Origin of the sequence: Rubrilithobacter danxiaensis, assembly GCF_047272945.1 — a bacterium.
Taxonomy (GTDB): domain Bacteria; phylum Bacteroidota; class Bacteroidia; order Sphingobacteriales; family Sphingobacteriaceae; genus Rubrolithibacter; species Rubrolithibacter danxiaensis.
Window position 1 is genome coordinate 106,387 of record NZ_JBKOPS010000007.1, and the last position, 14,732, is coordinate 121,118.

Annotated in this window: 9 protein-coding genes; 5 read left to right on the forward strand and 4 right to left on the reverse strand. The window is 39.5% G+C overall.

Annotation, left to right across the window (positions count from 1 at the left end):
* Positions 1-12 precede the first annotated feature (12 nt).
* Genes ACLCDL_RS10745 through ACLCDL_RS10765 form a run of 5 tightly spaced genes read left to right on the forward strand, consistent with a single transcriptional unit; the run spans position 13 to position 11,943 of the window.
* Positions 13-5,589, forward strand: a complete 5,577-nt coding sequence (locus ACLCDL_RS10745; RefSeq protein ID WP_423148297.1) for an alpha-2-macroglobulin family protein — start codon at positions 13-15, stop codon at positions 5,587-5,589.
* Entirely contained in the window at positions 5,528-8,005 is a 2,478-nt protein-coding gene (pbpC, locus tag ACLCDL_RS10750; protein WP_423148298.1) for a penicillin-binding protein 1C, read from the forward strand. The genes ACLCDL_RS10745 and pbpC overlap by 62 nt, the downstream gene beginning before the upstream one ends.
* 60 nt (positions 8,006-8,065) lie before the next feature.
* On the forward strand, positions 8,066-8,779 hold the full coding sequence (locus ACLCDL_RS10755) for a 3'-5' exonuclease (protein WP_423148299.1): 714 nt from the start codon (positions 8,066-8,068) through the stop codon (positions 8,777-8,779).
* Positions 8,780-8,835: 56 nt separating this feature from the next.
* Entirely contained in the window at positions 8,836-10,965 is a 2,130-nt protein-coding gene (rnr, locus tag ACLCDL_RS10760) for a ribonuclease R (RefSeq protein ID WP_423148300.1), read from the forward strand.
* Positions 10,966-10,968: 3 nt separating this feature from the next.
* Complete coding sequence (locus ACLCDL_RS10765) at positions 10,969-11,943, forward strand: polyprenyl synthetase family protein (RefSeq protein ID WP_423148301.1); 975 nt, start codon at positions 10,969-10,971, stop codon at positions 11,941-11,943.
* A 56-nt stretch (positions 11,944-11,999) separates the two neighbouring features.
* Here the strand turns inward: ACLCDL_RS10765 and rpmA are convergent, their stop codons facing one another.
* The 4 genes from rpmA to ACLCDL_RS10785 all read right to left on the reverse strand — a co-directional run bounded on the left by rpmA (position 12,000) and on the right by ACLCDL_RS10785 (position 14,663).
* The gene (gene rpmA / locus ACLCDL_RS10770; protein ID WP_423148302.1) at positions 12,000-12,278 is read right to left on the reverse strand and encodes a 50S ribosomal protein L27; all 279 of its coding nucleotides are present in this window, start codon (positions 12,276-12,278) and stop codon (positions 12,000-12,002) included.
* A gap of 88 nt (positions 12,279-12,366) precedes the next feature.
* Complete coding sequence (gene rplU / locus ACLCDL_RS10775) at positions 12,367-12,678, reverse strand: 50S ribosomal protein L21 (RefSeq protein ID WP_423148303.1); 312 nt, start codon at positions 12,676-12,678, stop codon at positions 12,367-12,369.
* Between the two features lie 70 nt (positions 12,679-12,748).
* Positions 12,749-13,261: a hypothetical protein gene (locus ACLCDL_RS10780; protein ID WP_423148304.1), complete on the reverse strand. Its 513-nt coding sequence runs from the start codon at positions 13,259-13,261 to the stop codon at positions 12,749-12,751.
* Positions 13,262-13,280: 19 nt separating this feature from the next.
* Positions 13,281-14,663 (reverse strand): dicarboxylate/amino acid:cation symporter, encoded by a 1,383-nt coding sequence (locus ACLCDL_RS10785; protein ID WP_423148305.1) that lies wholly within the window; start codon positions 14,661-14,663, stop codon positions 13,281-13,283.
* Positions 14,664-14,732: the final 69 nt, after the last annotated feature.

Here is a 14,732-nt window from a genome sequence, read left to right on the forward strand (position 1 = left end):
TTATTCTCTTCTATGCAAAAATTACCGGCTTTTATAAAAGGTAAGCCTTTTATTTTATCTTTTCTCGCAATCGCCTTTATTTCTGTACTTGCTTTTTTTCTTTTTAAACCAGAAAAAGAAATTGAAATTAACCCGGCTTTTGCCAAATACATTGAATCCTATACTTCCGGAACGATTTCGAAAACTGCTACAATCCGGGTACAGTTGACAGGTGAAATAACGGCTCTTCACAAACAAAATGAACCGGAAGAGAGAGAAATCTTTGATTTTGAACCAACAGTAAAAGGAAAGACTTACTGGTTAGATTCCCGGACGATAGAATTCAGGCCCGACGAAAATCTTACTCCTGGAAAGCAGTACGATGCAAGTTTTAACCTGGGCGCTTTAACAGAAGTGCCAGAAGATCTAAGCTCATTTGATTTTAAATTTCAGGTAATAAAGCCTTCTTTTAAAGTAGAACACGAAGGATTAAAAGCGTTGAACAGTTCTTCGCTTGATCTGATGAAATTTACCGGTGTAGTCTATTTTGCTGATGAAGAACAACCTGCTAAAATTGCAAAACTTCTGTCGGCAGAGATAAATAACAAAAGTTTTCACGTAAAATGGTCGCATAATCCCGAGCAGCGAAGCTCACGTTTTACTATTGACAGTATTCCCAGGTCAACTAAAGAACAACAGTTAACTATTTCATGGGATGGAGATCCCTTAGGTGCAGACGTAAAAGGGAAAAAAATAGTTAAAATTCCTGCAATCGGAGTTTTTAAAGTATTGGATATTCGTGCTGTTCAGAATGAAGAACAATATGCTTTAATTCAGTTCTCTGACCCGATAATGATAGCACAGGACCTGAATGGGTTAATCGGTATAAGCACTTTAAATGATCTTCGGTTCACCATAACCGGAAGCGAAGTAAAAGTTTATTCATCAGACCGTATGGAGGGTAATTACCAGGTAGTTGTAAATGAAGGCATTGAAAACATAAGTTCAAAAAAATTAAAAACCGGCGTTGCAGCAAATTTGAATTTCGAAGACTTCAGGCCTTCTGTAACTATTCCGGGTAAGGGAAATATTTTACCATCAAGCGGAAATTTAACCTTACCATTCGAAGCTGTTAACCTGAAAGCCGTAGATGTAACGATCATAAAAATTTACGAAAATAACATCCCTCAATATCTACAGGTAAATAATATGGATGGCGAAAACGATCTGCGAAGAGTAGCGAAACCGATTGTTCAGAAAACAATCCGGCTGGAAGGTAAAGGCGTTAACCTCCGTAAGAAGAACCGGTTCTTTTTAGATATCAATAAAATATTACGGACAGAACCGGGTGCAATTTATCGTGTAACTATCGGTTTTCGGAAGTCCTACTCAGTATATCCCTGCAACGGAGTTTCAACAGAATCGGAATCACAGGATAATAACTATGATTATGGTGAGCAAATTGATGAGGACGATGACTTCTGGAATCTTTACAATAATTATTATCCGGCAGACTATCAATGGGATGAAAAGGATGAGCCCTGCAGTAATTCATATTATACAAAAGAACGCTGGGCATCCAGAAATATCATCGCTTCCAACATTGGTTTAATAGCTAAGCGGGGAACAAACAACATACTGATTGCGGCTACAGATATACTGACTACGAAACCGCTTAACGGCGTAGAATTAAAACTTCTGGATTACCAGCAGCAGGTTTTAGCTACGCTAACTACCAATAACGAAGGCCTCGCAAACTTCGACCTTAAAAGGAAACCTTTTATGCTTATTGCAAAAAGAGGCGAACAAAGAGGCTATTTAAAATTGGATGATGGCTCTTCCCTCCCGCTCAGTCGCTTCAACGTTAATGGCGAAATCATACAAAAAGGAATCAAGGGATTTATTTATGGCGAACGGGGTGTTTGGCGCCCCGGCGATTCCTTGTTTATCAGTTTTATTTTAGAAGACAAGGAAAAGAAACTTCCTCAAGCTGATCCCGTAACTTTCGAATTCTATACTCCTCAGGGACAATTGTATAAAAGCATTATTAAAACTCAATCCGTTAACGGATTTTATAGTTTCCACACAGTTACAGAACCGTCTTCCCCTACCGGAAACTGGCTTGCCAAGATAAAAGTTGGTGGAGCTGTTTTTCAGAAATCCATTAAGATTGAAACTATTATGCCTAACAGGCTAAAGATTGATCTTCATTTCAATGGCCGGAAAGAACTTGTAAAAGGACAATCAGAGAAAGGAATTTTAACTGCAAGATGGTTATTTGGAGCAGCAGCCCAAAATCTTAAAGCAAAAGTAGATGTTACCCTAACTCCTGCTCTTTCTGCCTTTACTGGGTTTGCACAATATACTTTTGATGATCCGACCAGTTCTTTCGAAGCAGAGAATAAAACGGTTTTTGACGGTAAATTAAATGCTGACGGAACTGCTGCTGTTAATCCCGAAATAGAGGCATCGAATGCCCCCGGAGTTCTGAAAGCAAGTTTCACAACCAAAGTTTTTGAACCGGGCGGTAATTTCAGTATTGATAATTTTTCAATCCCTTATTATTCTTATTTAAGCTATGCCGGTATTCATATACCTGAAGGCGATAAGTTAACCGGCATGTTATTAACTGACAAAAATCATCCGGTAAACATTGTTAACGTAAACGCACAAGGTAAATTAATAACAGGAAAAAGAAAAGTTCAGGTAGAGTTGTATAAAATTCAATGGCGATGGTGGTGGGATCAGGAAGAAGAAAGCCTGAGCAATTTTACCCAGAATAAGTACAATCAATTATTAGGGAAAGAAACAATTATATTAAACAACGGAACGGGAAAATGGAATTTAAGAATTAACTATCCGGACTGGGGCAGGTACTTAATCAGAGTTAAAGATCTTGAAAGCGGGCATACAAGCGGTAAAACCGTTTATGTTGACTGGCCGGGCTGGGCGCAAAGGGAACAGCAAAATAACCCAACGGAAGCATCCATGCTTTCCTTTACCGCTAACAAAGAAAAATATTCGGTTGGAGAAAACATTACCTTAACAATTCCATCCAGTAAAGGCGGGCGTGGGTTAATTAGTATAGAAAGCGGCAGTAAAGTAATTAAAACATGGTGGATAGAAACCACTCAGGGGCAAACCCGCTTCAGCTTTAAGGCAGAAAAAGGAATGGCGCCCAATGTTTTTGTAAACGTCACCTTACTTCAGCCACATGCCAACACTGTAAATGATCTTCCAATAAGAATGTATGGCGTTATTCCATTACTTATTGAAGATAAAGAAACCATTCTAAAACCGGTAATTACAATGCCGGACATTATCAGGCCGGAAACAAGATCGGCTTTAACAGTGTCTGAAAACAGTGGCAAAGCAATGACTTATACCATTGCTATAGTTGATGAAGGTTTACTTGATCTTACACGTTTTAAAACACCCGACCCTCATGCAAGCTTCTATGCAAAAGAAGCTCTGGGGGTAAAAACATGGGATTTGTTTGATAATGTGATAGGTGCCTGGGGCGGAGACCTGGAACGGATTTTAAGCATCGGCGGCGATGCGAATATCAACAGGAATATAAATCCGGCAAAATCAAACAGGTTTAAACCGGTGGTGAAATTCCTGGGCCCTTTTCATTTAAATAAGGGCGAAAAGAAAAGCCATTCGTTTATCCTTCCAAAATATATCGGATCAGTAAGGGCAATGCTTATTGCGGGAGAAAATGGCGCCTATGGATACACGGAAAAAGCGGTAGCCGTAAAAAAACCACTGATGCTTTTAGCCACCTTACCGAGAGTAGCCGGGCCGGGCGAAAGTTTTAAGTTGCCGGTTACCGTTTTCGCAATGGAGAACAGTATTAAAAATGTAAGCATTGATATTTCAGCTAACAATATGCTTACGGTGGCTAATCAAAAACAAACCCTTAGCTTTTCTCAAACAGGAGAAAAATTGGTTTTTGCTGATGTAAAAGTTAAAAACACAACAGGAATAGCAAAAATTAAAATTGTAGCAAAAAGCGGCTCAAACCGTGAAGAATATAACCTGGAGTTGGATATTCGCAATCCAAATCCATATATCACTTCCGTTTCCGGAACAGAATTGGAAGCAAATAAAACATGGAATACAACAATCACCCCCATTGGGATGCCAGGAACAAATAGCACAACGATTGAGGTTTCCTCCATTCCTCCGGTCAATCTTACCAAACGATTAAATTATCTTATCCAATATCCTCATGGCTGTGTTGAACAGATTACTTCTGCTGCCTTTCCTCAATTGTATTTAAAACAACTCACAGATCTGAGCGAGCAGCAAAAGGTCTCGGTTGAGAGAAATATTAAAAATGCAATCAGTCGTTTAAGGGGATTTCAAACACCGGAAGGCGGACTTTCATACTGGCCTGGAAATTCAGAAGCTGATGAATGGGGAACTAACTATGCCGGCCATTTTGTTATTGAAGCTCAGAATAAAGGATATTCTGTTCCTGCAGGCTTTCTTGATTCGTGGAAACGGTATCAGAAGAACCGCTCGGTAAGCTGGGTACCAAACAGTGCTGATTTTTATCGCGGAGACCTCATTCAGGCATACCGGCTATATCTTCTGGCATTAGCCAAATCTCCCGAAATCGGGGCAATGAATCGCCTCAGAGAGTTTAAATATTTATCAGCTGAATCAAAATGGCGGCTTGCGTCTGCATATAAATTAGTCGGACGGCCAGAAATAGCAACCCAGCTTATAAAAGGATTAAGTTTTACTATAAAGCCGTATTCTGAACCGGGGAAAACATTTGGTTCAGAATTGCGGGATCAGGCAATGATCCTGGAAACGCTTGTTGAACTGGAACAAAATACAGCTGCGTCAAAATTACTTTACACTGTTGCCGCTAAATTGTCGCAGGAACAATGGTACAGTACACAAACTACGGCTTATGCCTTAATCGCGATAGCGAAATATTGCGGAGAAAATGAAAGCGGTAAAAAGTTAACTTTCAGCTATTCGGTTAACGGAAGCGGTAAAACAATATCTTCCGATACCTATTTATATCGGATTCCGGTAAATATGAAGTCGAATACTGCTTCGATAAAGTTATCAAACCAGGGGAAAAACCGGTTGTACATACGTATCATACGCCAGGTGCAAGCTCCTCCGGGACAGGATCCGCCTGCTGTAAACAATCCGGATATTTTACTAATGAGTGTTAATTATAAAAATCAGCAGGGAGAAACAATAGACCCATCCATATTGATTCAGGGAACTGATTTTATTGCAGAAGTAACAGTAAAAAATCCTGGAAGAAGAGGAAACTATGAGCAGATGGCGCTTACGCAGATATTTCCGTCTGGTTGGGAAATAATAAATACACGGCTAATGGATAATGAAAAAGCTATTTCTTTATCTCCTTATACATACCGCGATATTCGCGATGATCGTGTATTTACGTATTTTAATATTCCTGCCAGTGCAAGTTATACGTACCAGGTTTTATTGAATGCTTCTTACTCTGGGAAGTATTATCTCCCTGCGGTTTCCTGTTCTGCAATGTATAATAATGAGATACAGGCTGTATTGCCAGGTAAGTGGACAGAGGTTTTACCCGGAAAAAATAAATAGCGAAGAAGGCTATGGTATGACAAAACATCCGGGAAGATTATTACAAAGGCTAAGAAAACCGAAACTAGCAATCGGAGGAGTTTTTTTTATCGTCCTCTTGTTAATTTTTTGGTTTTCGCTCCCTTCTCCCCTGTTTAAAACGCCTTCATCTGTTGTTATCGAAGATGAGAAAGGAGAATTATTAAATGCTTCTATAGCAAAGGACGGACAGTGGAGATTTCCATCAGCAGGAACAGTTCCTGAAAAGTTTGAAAAGTGTATTTTAGCCTTTGAAGATTCACGTTTTTACTATCATCCTGGGTTTGATCCGCTTGCTTTTTTAAGGGCTGCTAAACAAAATATCCAATCTGAAAAAATAGTAAGCGGCGGCAGTACAATTACGATGCAGATAATCAGGCTTAGCCGGAATAAACCAAGAAATGTTTTTCAAAAACTCATTGAAATCATTCTTGCAATAAGGCTCGAACTTTCTGATTCAAAACAGGAGATTCTGCAATTATATGCTGCCAATGCTCCGTTCGGGACTAATGTTGTGGGGCTTGATGCAGCCTCCTGGAGATATTTCGGACGGAGTGCAGAAAAGCTTTCATGGGCCGAAATGGCCACCTTAGCGGTACTTCCCAATGCTCCTTCACTCGTACATCCAGGTAAAAACAGAATTAAACTCGAAGCCAAGAGAAACTTGCTGCTGGATAAACTGGTGTCAAAAAAAGTGATTGATGAAACCACAGCCCGCCTCGCAAAACTGGAACCTGTCCCTGAGAAACCCCTCCCCTTGCCCCAGCTTGCACCGCATTTATTAAATCGTTTTAAAAGAGAATACGCAAGACATCATCCTGGCTCTGCAAGAACAAGAACAACCATAAATATAAACCTGCAAAGAAATGTAAGCCGAATTTTGCAAAGACACCACCAATTTTTTAAATCAAACGGAATAAATAATGCTGCCGCACTTGTAATGCAAATTGAAGATGGAAACGTATTGGCTTATGTTGGAAATGTGTATGAACCAAAAGACCCGGAAATGGAAAGTGATGTGGACATGATCTCTGCGGTAAGAAGCCCGGGGAGTACGTTAAAACCACTTCTATATGCAGCCATGTTAGCAGACGGACAACTGCTTCCCAACAGTCTCGTTCCGGATATACCAACCCAGATTGCCGGGTATACTCCCCAAAATTACGACCTGGGTTATGATGGCGCTATTCCGGCTTCGAAAGCATTGAGTCGTTCCCTCAATATTCCGGCAGTAAAAATGTTGCAGCAATACAAATACGAACGTTTCTATGAACTTTTGAAGCAGCAGGGAATCACTTCATTGAAAAATCCTGCTGATTTTTATGGCTTGTCTTTAATCCTCGGAGGATGCGAGGTTTCGATGTGGGAACTTTCCGGTGTTTATGCCAGCTTAGCACGTTCTTTAAATCATGCGAACAGGAATATGGGAAAATACGATTTGGCTGACTACCATATGCCCGTTTATCTCCCGGATACTAAAACCAAAACTAAATCGATAGAAAGGGCCTATTTTCCCGATCATGCATCAGTCTATTTTGCTTTTAAAGCCATGGAGGAAGTTATGCGCCCGGGCGAAGAGTTACTTTGGGAACAATTTTCTTCTTCAAAAAAAATTTCCTGGAAAACAGGAACCAGCTTCGGGTTCAGAGATGGATGGGCCATCGGTTTAACTTCGGGTTACCTTGTATGCGTTTGGGTCGGAAACGCCGACGGTGAAGGCCGGCCGGGGTTAACGGGTATTGAAACTGCAGCTCCGGTACTTTTTGACATCTTTGATCTGTTGCCTGCTTCAAAAGAATTTGAAGCCCCTGCTGATAAACTCATCCAGGTTGAAGTTTGCCCAGAAAGCGGCTATAAAGCAAGCAGTTTCTGCCCGGTGAAAGAAACTCTTTTTGTACCTGTTTCTGGGATAAAGACAAAAGTTTGTCCCTACCACCAGTTGGTTCATCTTGATAAAACTGCAGCACATAGGGTTTCCTCATCCTGTGAATCGGTAGAAAACATGGTACATCAAGCCTGGTTCGTATTGCCTCCGGCAATGGAATATTACTACAAATTACGGCACCGGGATTACAAATTATTACCTCCTGTCAAACCCGGTTGCACAGACGAACAGGACATCAATCAAATGGAACTTATCTATCCAAAAAACAATTCTAAAATATATATTCCTTTGGAAATAGACGGGCGAAAAGGGAAAGTTATTCTAAACGCTGCTCACAGAAATCCAAAAGCTAAAATATTCTGGCATTTAGATAATGAATATATAGGGTCAACTACCGACTTTCATCAGCTTGCCTTAAACTCCGGAGCAGGAAAACACATCTTAACATTGGTTGACGAGCAAGGCAACCGCTTAGTCCAGTATTTTACCATTTTAGATAAGGAGAGAAAATAGTAATTTGTATTTTGTGAAATTATAACCGATCTTAACAAAATTGAATCTAACAATAAATGAATGCTTGATAATCTTGACCTTCATAACGTTTTTGTAATTGATATAGAAACGGTTCCACAGTATGCGGATTATAATGAAGTGCCGCAAATTTTTAAAGAGTTGTGGGATCAGAAAACGCAGCACCAGCGAAAAGAAGGCGAATCAGCAGAAGGATATTATTGCAAGGCAGGAATCTGGGCTGAATTTGGTAAAATAGTTTGTATTTCTGTTGGTGTCTTTGATACCGCTAATCCGAATACAGGTTTAAGAGTAAAGTCGTTTGCAGGAAACGATGAATGCGAAATTTTAAAAGGATTTATTACTCTCTTAGATAAACAACCCTCTTCACTTATTTTATGTGCCCATAATGGAAAGGAATTCGATTTTCCCTATTTGTCCAGACGGACTTTAATTAATGAATTATGCCTTCCCGCACAGTTGCGGATCAGTGGAAAAAAGCCCTGGGAAGTAAACCACCTGGATACAATGGAGCTTTGGAAATTTGGAGATCACAAAAATTACACGTCATTAAACCTGCTTGCTGCAGTTTTTGATATTCCTACTCCTAAAGATGATATCAGCGGTGCAGATGTCCACAAAGTTTACTGGCAGAATAACGATCTCGACCGGATTAAAACCTATTGCCAGAAAGATGTAATCACAACTGCCCGTTTGTTGCTTAAATTTAAAGGATTGCCAACTATCAATGATGAAAACGTTGTTTTTGTGCAATAGCGATAAATTGTAAACTTCTTCTCTAAGGAGTTCATTATGTTTTTAAACCTATCTCAATGAGCAAAAAAAATTCGAGTCATATAAAACTGGTGCTTACGCAATTAGTAAGCGACATATTAGAGAAATCGGCAGACAAGCCATTAAATTATAAACAGATTGCGGCCAAACTGAATCTCTCCGATCCCGAATCCCGGCAGGGAATATTGGAAATTTTACAGGATGAAGGGAATAAGGATATTTTTGAAGCGGTTGACCGTGGCCGTTTTAAGCTAAAAGAGCTGAAAACATTTATTACCGGAACAGTTGATATGACTACAGATGGTTCAGGTTTCATAGTTCCTGACGATGAATTTGTAGAAGATATTTACGTAGCTCCCAGAAAATTAAGGAATGCCCTTCACGGTGATAAGGTTAAAGTGTATGTATATGCCAAAGGAAAAGGCCGCCGGAAAGAGGGAGAAGTTGTAGAGATTCTTGAAAGGGCGAAAACAGACTTTACCGGTATTGTTAAACAATCTGAGCGTTTTGCTTTTCTGATTCCGGACGATCGCAAGATGCTGAAAGATATCTTTATTCCTATAGAAGACTTAAACGGTTCGAAGGATGGAGATAAAGCAGTAGCCAGAATTATCGACTGGCCAGAAGGAGCTAAAAATCCTATCGGAAAAATAGTACATGTATTAGGTAAACAGGGTGAAAACAACACCGAAATGAACGCTATACTTGCTGAGTATGGCTTTCCTTTAGAGTTTCCTGCCGAAGTGGAAGAAGAAGCAAATGCAATTCCGGATATCATTACAACTGAAGAAATTGAGAAGCGAAGGGACTTCAGAAATATATTAACCTTCACTATTGATCCTTTTGATGCCAAGGATTTTGATGATGCCATTTCCTTCCGTTATCTTGAAAATGGCAATTTTGAAGTAGGTGTACATATAGCCGATGTTTCACATTACGTAAAACCGGATACTGCCTTAGACAAGGAAGCTTTTGAACGAGGTACCTCTGTTTATCTGGTGGACCGGGTTATTCCTATGTTACCCGAAAGGCTTTCTAATGGTGTCTGTTCATTACGGCCAAAAGAAGATAAACTATGTTTTGCCGCCGTTTTTGAACTCGATGCCGAAGCTCATATAATTGATCAATGGTTTGGAAAAACTATTATTCACTCTAACCATCGTTTCTCATATGAAGAAGCACAGGAACTAATAGAAAATAAAACGGGCGAGTATAGCAAGGAAATCCTGGTTTTGAATGACTTAGCTTATAAACTCAGGGAACGAAAATTCAAACATGGCGCCATAAGTTTTGAATCAACTGAGGTGAAATTCAAGTTAGATGAAGAAGGCCGTCCTGTAGGGGTTTATGTAAAAGAGCGGAAAGACGCGCATAAGCTTATTGAAGATTTCATGTTACTGGCAAACAAAAAGGTAGCAGAATTTATTGCTAAAAAAGGAAAGGGAAAGAAAAAACTGACATTTGTTTACCGTTCTCACGATGCGCCAAACGAACAAACATTAGCGGCTTTTGCACAGTTTGCTTATAAGTTTGGTTACAAGATCAACACAAATTCTGATAAAGAAATTGCCCGCTCACTTAATCATTTAATGGCTGATGTTGAGGGTAAAAAGGAACAGAATGTGCTCACCCATCTGGCAATCCGGTCCATGGCAAAGGCGATTTACACGACCAAAAAGTCAAGTCATTACGGCCTGGCATTTGATTATTACACCCACTTCACCTCTCCTATCCGCCGGTATCCCGATATTCTCGCTCACCGACTTCTGGAACATTACCTTCACAACGGTGCATCTGTAAAGGAAGAAGCGTATGAAAAAATGTGTTTACACGCTTCTCAAATGGAAAAGAAAGCAGCTGATGCAGAAAGAGCATCCGTAAAATACAAACAGGCAGAATATCTTGAAAATAACATAGGAAATACATTTGATGGGATTATTTCAGGCGTAACAGAGTGGGGAATGTACGTGGAAATTATAGAGAATAAATGTGAAGGAATGGTTCGGTTGAAAGAGATTACAGATGATTTTTATGTGCTCGACGAAAAAAATTATTGTATAATTGGACAACGTAAAAAGAAGAAATACCAGTTAGGAGATGAAGTGAAGATACGGGTAAAAAAAGTTGACCTCTCAAAAAGACAAATAGATTTTACCTTAGTACAATAATTAATGATAGCTGTTACCGAATTACAACGATTAGTAAACCAAACAATTGCCGACAAAAGTTTCCCTGCCCATCCTGAAGAGTTGTATGAGCCGATAAAGTACATATTATCGTTAGGAGGTAAACGATTAAGGCCTGTTCTTACCTTAATTGCTTCCGATCTTTTCAACGGGAGTATTCTCACAGCTCTCGAACCGGCTATTGGCCTGGAGATGTTCCATAATTTCACTTTAATGCACGATGATATTATGGACAAGGCACCTCTCCGACGTGGAAAGCCTACTGTACATGCTAAATGGAATGAAGCAGCGGCCATTCTTTCCGGAGATGTAATGCTTGTTGAAGCCTATCAGCAGATAATGAAAGTCGATGATAGAATTTTAAGAGAAGTAATCGGGATATTCAGTAATACAGCAGCAGAAGTTTGTGAAGGCCAGCAAATTGACATGAGCTTTGAACAGATGGAAACGGTAAGCATTGAAGCTTATATTGAAATGATCGCGTTAAAAACCGCTGTTTTGCTCGGCGCCAGTTTAAAAATAGGTGCCCTGATAGGCGGAGCCCAGCTCGCTGATGCAGAAAAACTGTATCAGTTTGGAAAAAATCTGGGTATTGCCTTTCAGCTGCAGGACGACATCCTGGATGTGTACGGAGATCCGGAAAAATTTGGAAAACAGGTAGGCGGAGATATCATTTCAAATAAAAAAACATTCCTGCTTATTAAAGCACTGGAACTTGCAAGCGGACTGGAAGAGGAAGAGCTTTCATTCTGGCTGAACAAGGAAGACGCAGAACCTGAAACCAAGGTTGATGCTGTTACAGATATTTATAATCGTTTAGGGATACGTCATCTGGCCGAAGAAGAAATGAACAAATACGCAGAAAGAGCCCTGAACATCCTGGAAGATATTCCGGCAGAAAAAGAGAAGAAACAAATATTAAGAAGTTTCGCCGAAGAACTGCTGGTACGGGAAAACTGATAAATAAAAAAAGAGCTTGCTTTTTGAGCAAACTCTTTTTTTATTTCAAGTATAAATTATTCTGCTGATTCAGCTGCAGGGAAAGCAGGGATAACAGAAACGTATGATTTATTATCTGCCTTTTTTCTAAAGATCACAGTACCCGCGGTAAGAGCAAATAATGTATGATCTTTACCAATACCAACACCTTTATCAGGGTGGTGTTTAGTACCGCGCTGACGTACAATGATATTTCCTGCAATTGCAGATTGTCCACCAAAAATTTTGATACCTAAGCGTTTGCTATGCGACTCACGACCGTTTTTGGAACTACCGGCTCCTTTTTTATGTGCCATTGTTTTTTATTTTTATGAATTGAATCTCAATTCTGATGTTTAACATTTACTGGCAATAGGTTTTAACCTTTGCCGTTCTACTTTTCTCTTATAAAGAAATTCCAGTAATTTCGATTTTACTGAACTGCTGACGGTGACCGTTTTTCTTTTTGTATCCTTTACGGCGTTTCTTTTTGAAAACGATTACTTTATCACCTTTTAAATGAGACACGATTTTAGCTGAAACTTTAGCGCCTTTCAATGCATCTGCACCTACTTTTATTTTACTTCCGTCTGCAGCTAACAACACATTGTCAAATTCAATACTAGCGCCTTCATCTCCCTGTAAACGGTGTACAAAGATCTGCTGGTCTTTTGCAACTTTGAATTGCTGTCCGGCTATATTTACTATTGCGTACATTGTTAGATATATTTTTTAAATGAGGTGCAAATATAGGAATTATTGTTTTTAAACAAAACCAATCAATTAACTATTTTTCTTTCTTTCCCCTGTCCTGCGCATCGTTAATTGTTCTGCTTACTTCTTCAATTAGCATTCTCGCAGCATCCTTCAGCTTTTGGTTTTTATCGTAATTGACGTCAAAAAGCATGTGTTTGCTTTTTCGTTCGTAATTAAACTCGAGGTAGTAATGTGGCGAATTAGGACTTGAACCGGCATATTTCGAAGGTAAGATCTGTTCGGGAAAATCCCAGAAACCCAGGTCCACCGCTTTTCTGTGTAAATAAAGTAAATCATCTTTCGACAACTTAACCTTTGTTTTAATTAATGAATCTTTTTCGTTCAGGTACTGATAGTTACCCGTTTTTGAGTCATACTGATTGATCAGGCTGTCGCCCAATCCGTACTTAAAAGTAATAGATTCAAATTCAGAAAATTTATAGGGAGCATTTTTTATCATTATAGAATAATAATAAACACAATAGATCAGGAAAGGAACGAATACGCTCAATGCAAGAAATATCTTTTTTCCTCTGTCACTCATACTATATTTAATTTAAAATTTAATCGTTTACTCCTTCAGCCAGCATTTCTGTTTCAGGACGAAATTCCTTTTCCCATTTTGCGATAACAACGGTTGCAAGGCAATTTCCAATTACATTTACCGAAGTACGTGCCATATCCATTAATTCATCAATTCCCAGAATAATAAATATCGGCCAGACCGGCAGCCCAAAAGAAGCTGCGGTGCCTAAAAGGATAACCAGTGAAGCCCTTGGAACACCTGCCACACCTTTACTGGTAAGCATCAGGGTAAAGACCATAATTATCTGTTTTTCAAACGACAGGTCTATTCCGGCGGCCTGAGCTACAAAAACAGAAGCTAAGCTAAGATATAGTGTAGTGCCGTCAAGGTTAAAACTATAACCTGTAGGCATAACAAAAGCTACAATTTTTCGTGGAACCCCCAGCTTCTCCATGTTCTCCATTGCTCTGGGTAATGCTGCTTCGGAGCTGGTTGTTGCAAAAGCAATAGACACAGGCCCCGATATAGCCTGAAGGAATTTTTTTACCGGTACTCCAACCGCAAGTGCAACCGGAAACAAAACTCCTAAAATAAAAACCAGCAGTGCAACATAAAGCGTGATCAGCAGTTGAATAAGGTTTAGTAAAATTCCAAGCCCCATATGCCCAACAGTATAAGCAATGGCAGCTCCTACCCCGATCGGTGCAAAGTACATTACCACATTGGTAAATTTAAACATCACTTCCGACAGGCTTTCTGTAGCTTTCAGCAGCGGTATTCTCTTATCTTCACGCACCATTGCTAAGGCTATACCAAATAAAATACTAAAAACCACAATCTGCAGAATTTGCCCTTCTGCTATTGATTTGGCAATGTTTTCCGGGAAAATATGAAGAAGGATATCCGTAGCTGTTTGTGCTTCTACTTTAGGTAATTCTTCGTGTAAACCCGGAGGCACTTTAATCCCCACACCAGCTTTTGAAATATTAATTGCTGCTAAACCTATAAACAGGGCAATTGTAGTAACAGCTTCAAAATATACAATTGATTTCCAGCCCATTCGGCCAACCTGTTTAAGGTTCGCATGCCCTGCGATACCGTGTACAAGCGTTGCAAACAGCAATGGGGCTACAATTGTCTTTATAAGTTTCAGGAAAATTTTACTCAGAACCTGAAGATTTAAAGCGATATGAGGCAGATCATGACCAATGGAAGCCCCCACTACCATGGATATAAGAATCCAGGTAGTAAGTGATTTTTTCTTGATTCCATAAAAGAACAAACTTGCAATAGCCAGCCATCTAACTGTCACCAGAATGGCAGAAGGTACAGTTACCAGATTATATTCGCAAAGAAAAACTAAAACCGCAGCAACAGAAAATGTAATTACAGCAAGCTTGCCCGCCCCTTTTAAACTCATGTATCTGGATAATTTTAAGGCGCAAAAGTAAGGAATTAATTAGATTTACAACTTAATCATAAATCTACT

Coding starts and splice junctions, on each gene's coding strand:
- ACLCDL_RS10755 (WP_423148299.1), top strand. CDS start 8,066: ATGCTTGATAATCTTGACCTTCATAACGTTTTTGTAATTGATATAGAA.
- rplU (WP_423148303.1), bottom strand. CDS start 12,678: ATGTACGCAATAGTAAATATAGCCGGACAGCAATTCAAAGTTGCAAAA.
- rpmA (WP_423148302.1), bottom strand. CDS start 12,278: ATGGCACATAAAAAAGGAGCCGGTAGTTCCAAAAACGGTCGTGAGTCG.
- ACLCDL_RS10780 (WP_423148304.1), bottom strand. CDS start 13,261: ATGAGTGACAGAGGAAAAAAGATATTTCTTGCATTGAGCGTATTCGTT.
- ACLCDL_RS10765 (WP_423148301.1), top strand. CDS start 10,969: ATGATAGCTGTTACCGAATTACAACGATTAGTAAACCAAACAATTGCC.
- pbpC (WP_423148298.1), top strand. CDS start 5,528: ATGAGATACAGGCTGTATTGCCAGGTAAGTGGACAGAGGTTTTACCCG.
- rnr (WP_423148300.1), top strand. CDS start 8,836: ATGAGCAAAAAAAATTCGAGTCATATAAAACTGGTGCTTACGCAATTA.
- ACLCDL_RS10745 (WP_423148297.1), top strand. CDS start 13: ATGCAAAAATTACCGGCTTTTATAAAAGGTAAGCCTTTTATTTTATCT.
- ACLCDL_RS10785 (WP_423148305.1), bottom strand. CDS start 14,663: ATGAGTTTAAAAGGGGCGGGCAAGCTTGCTGTAATTACATTTTCTGTT.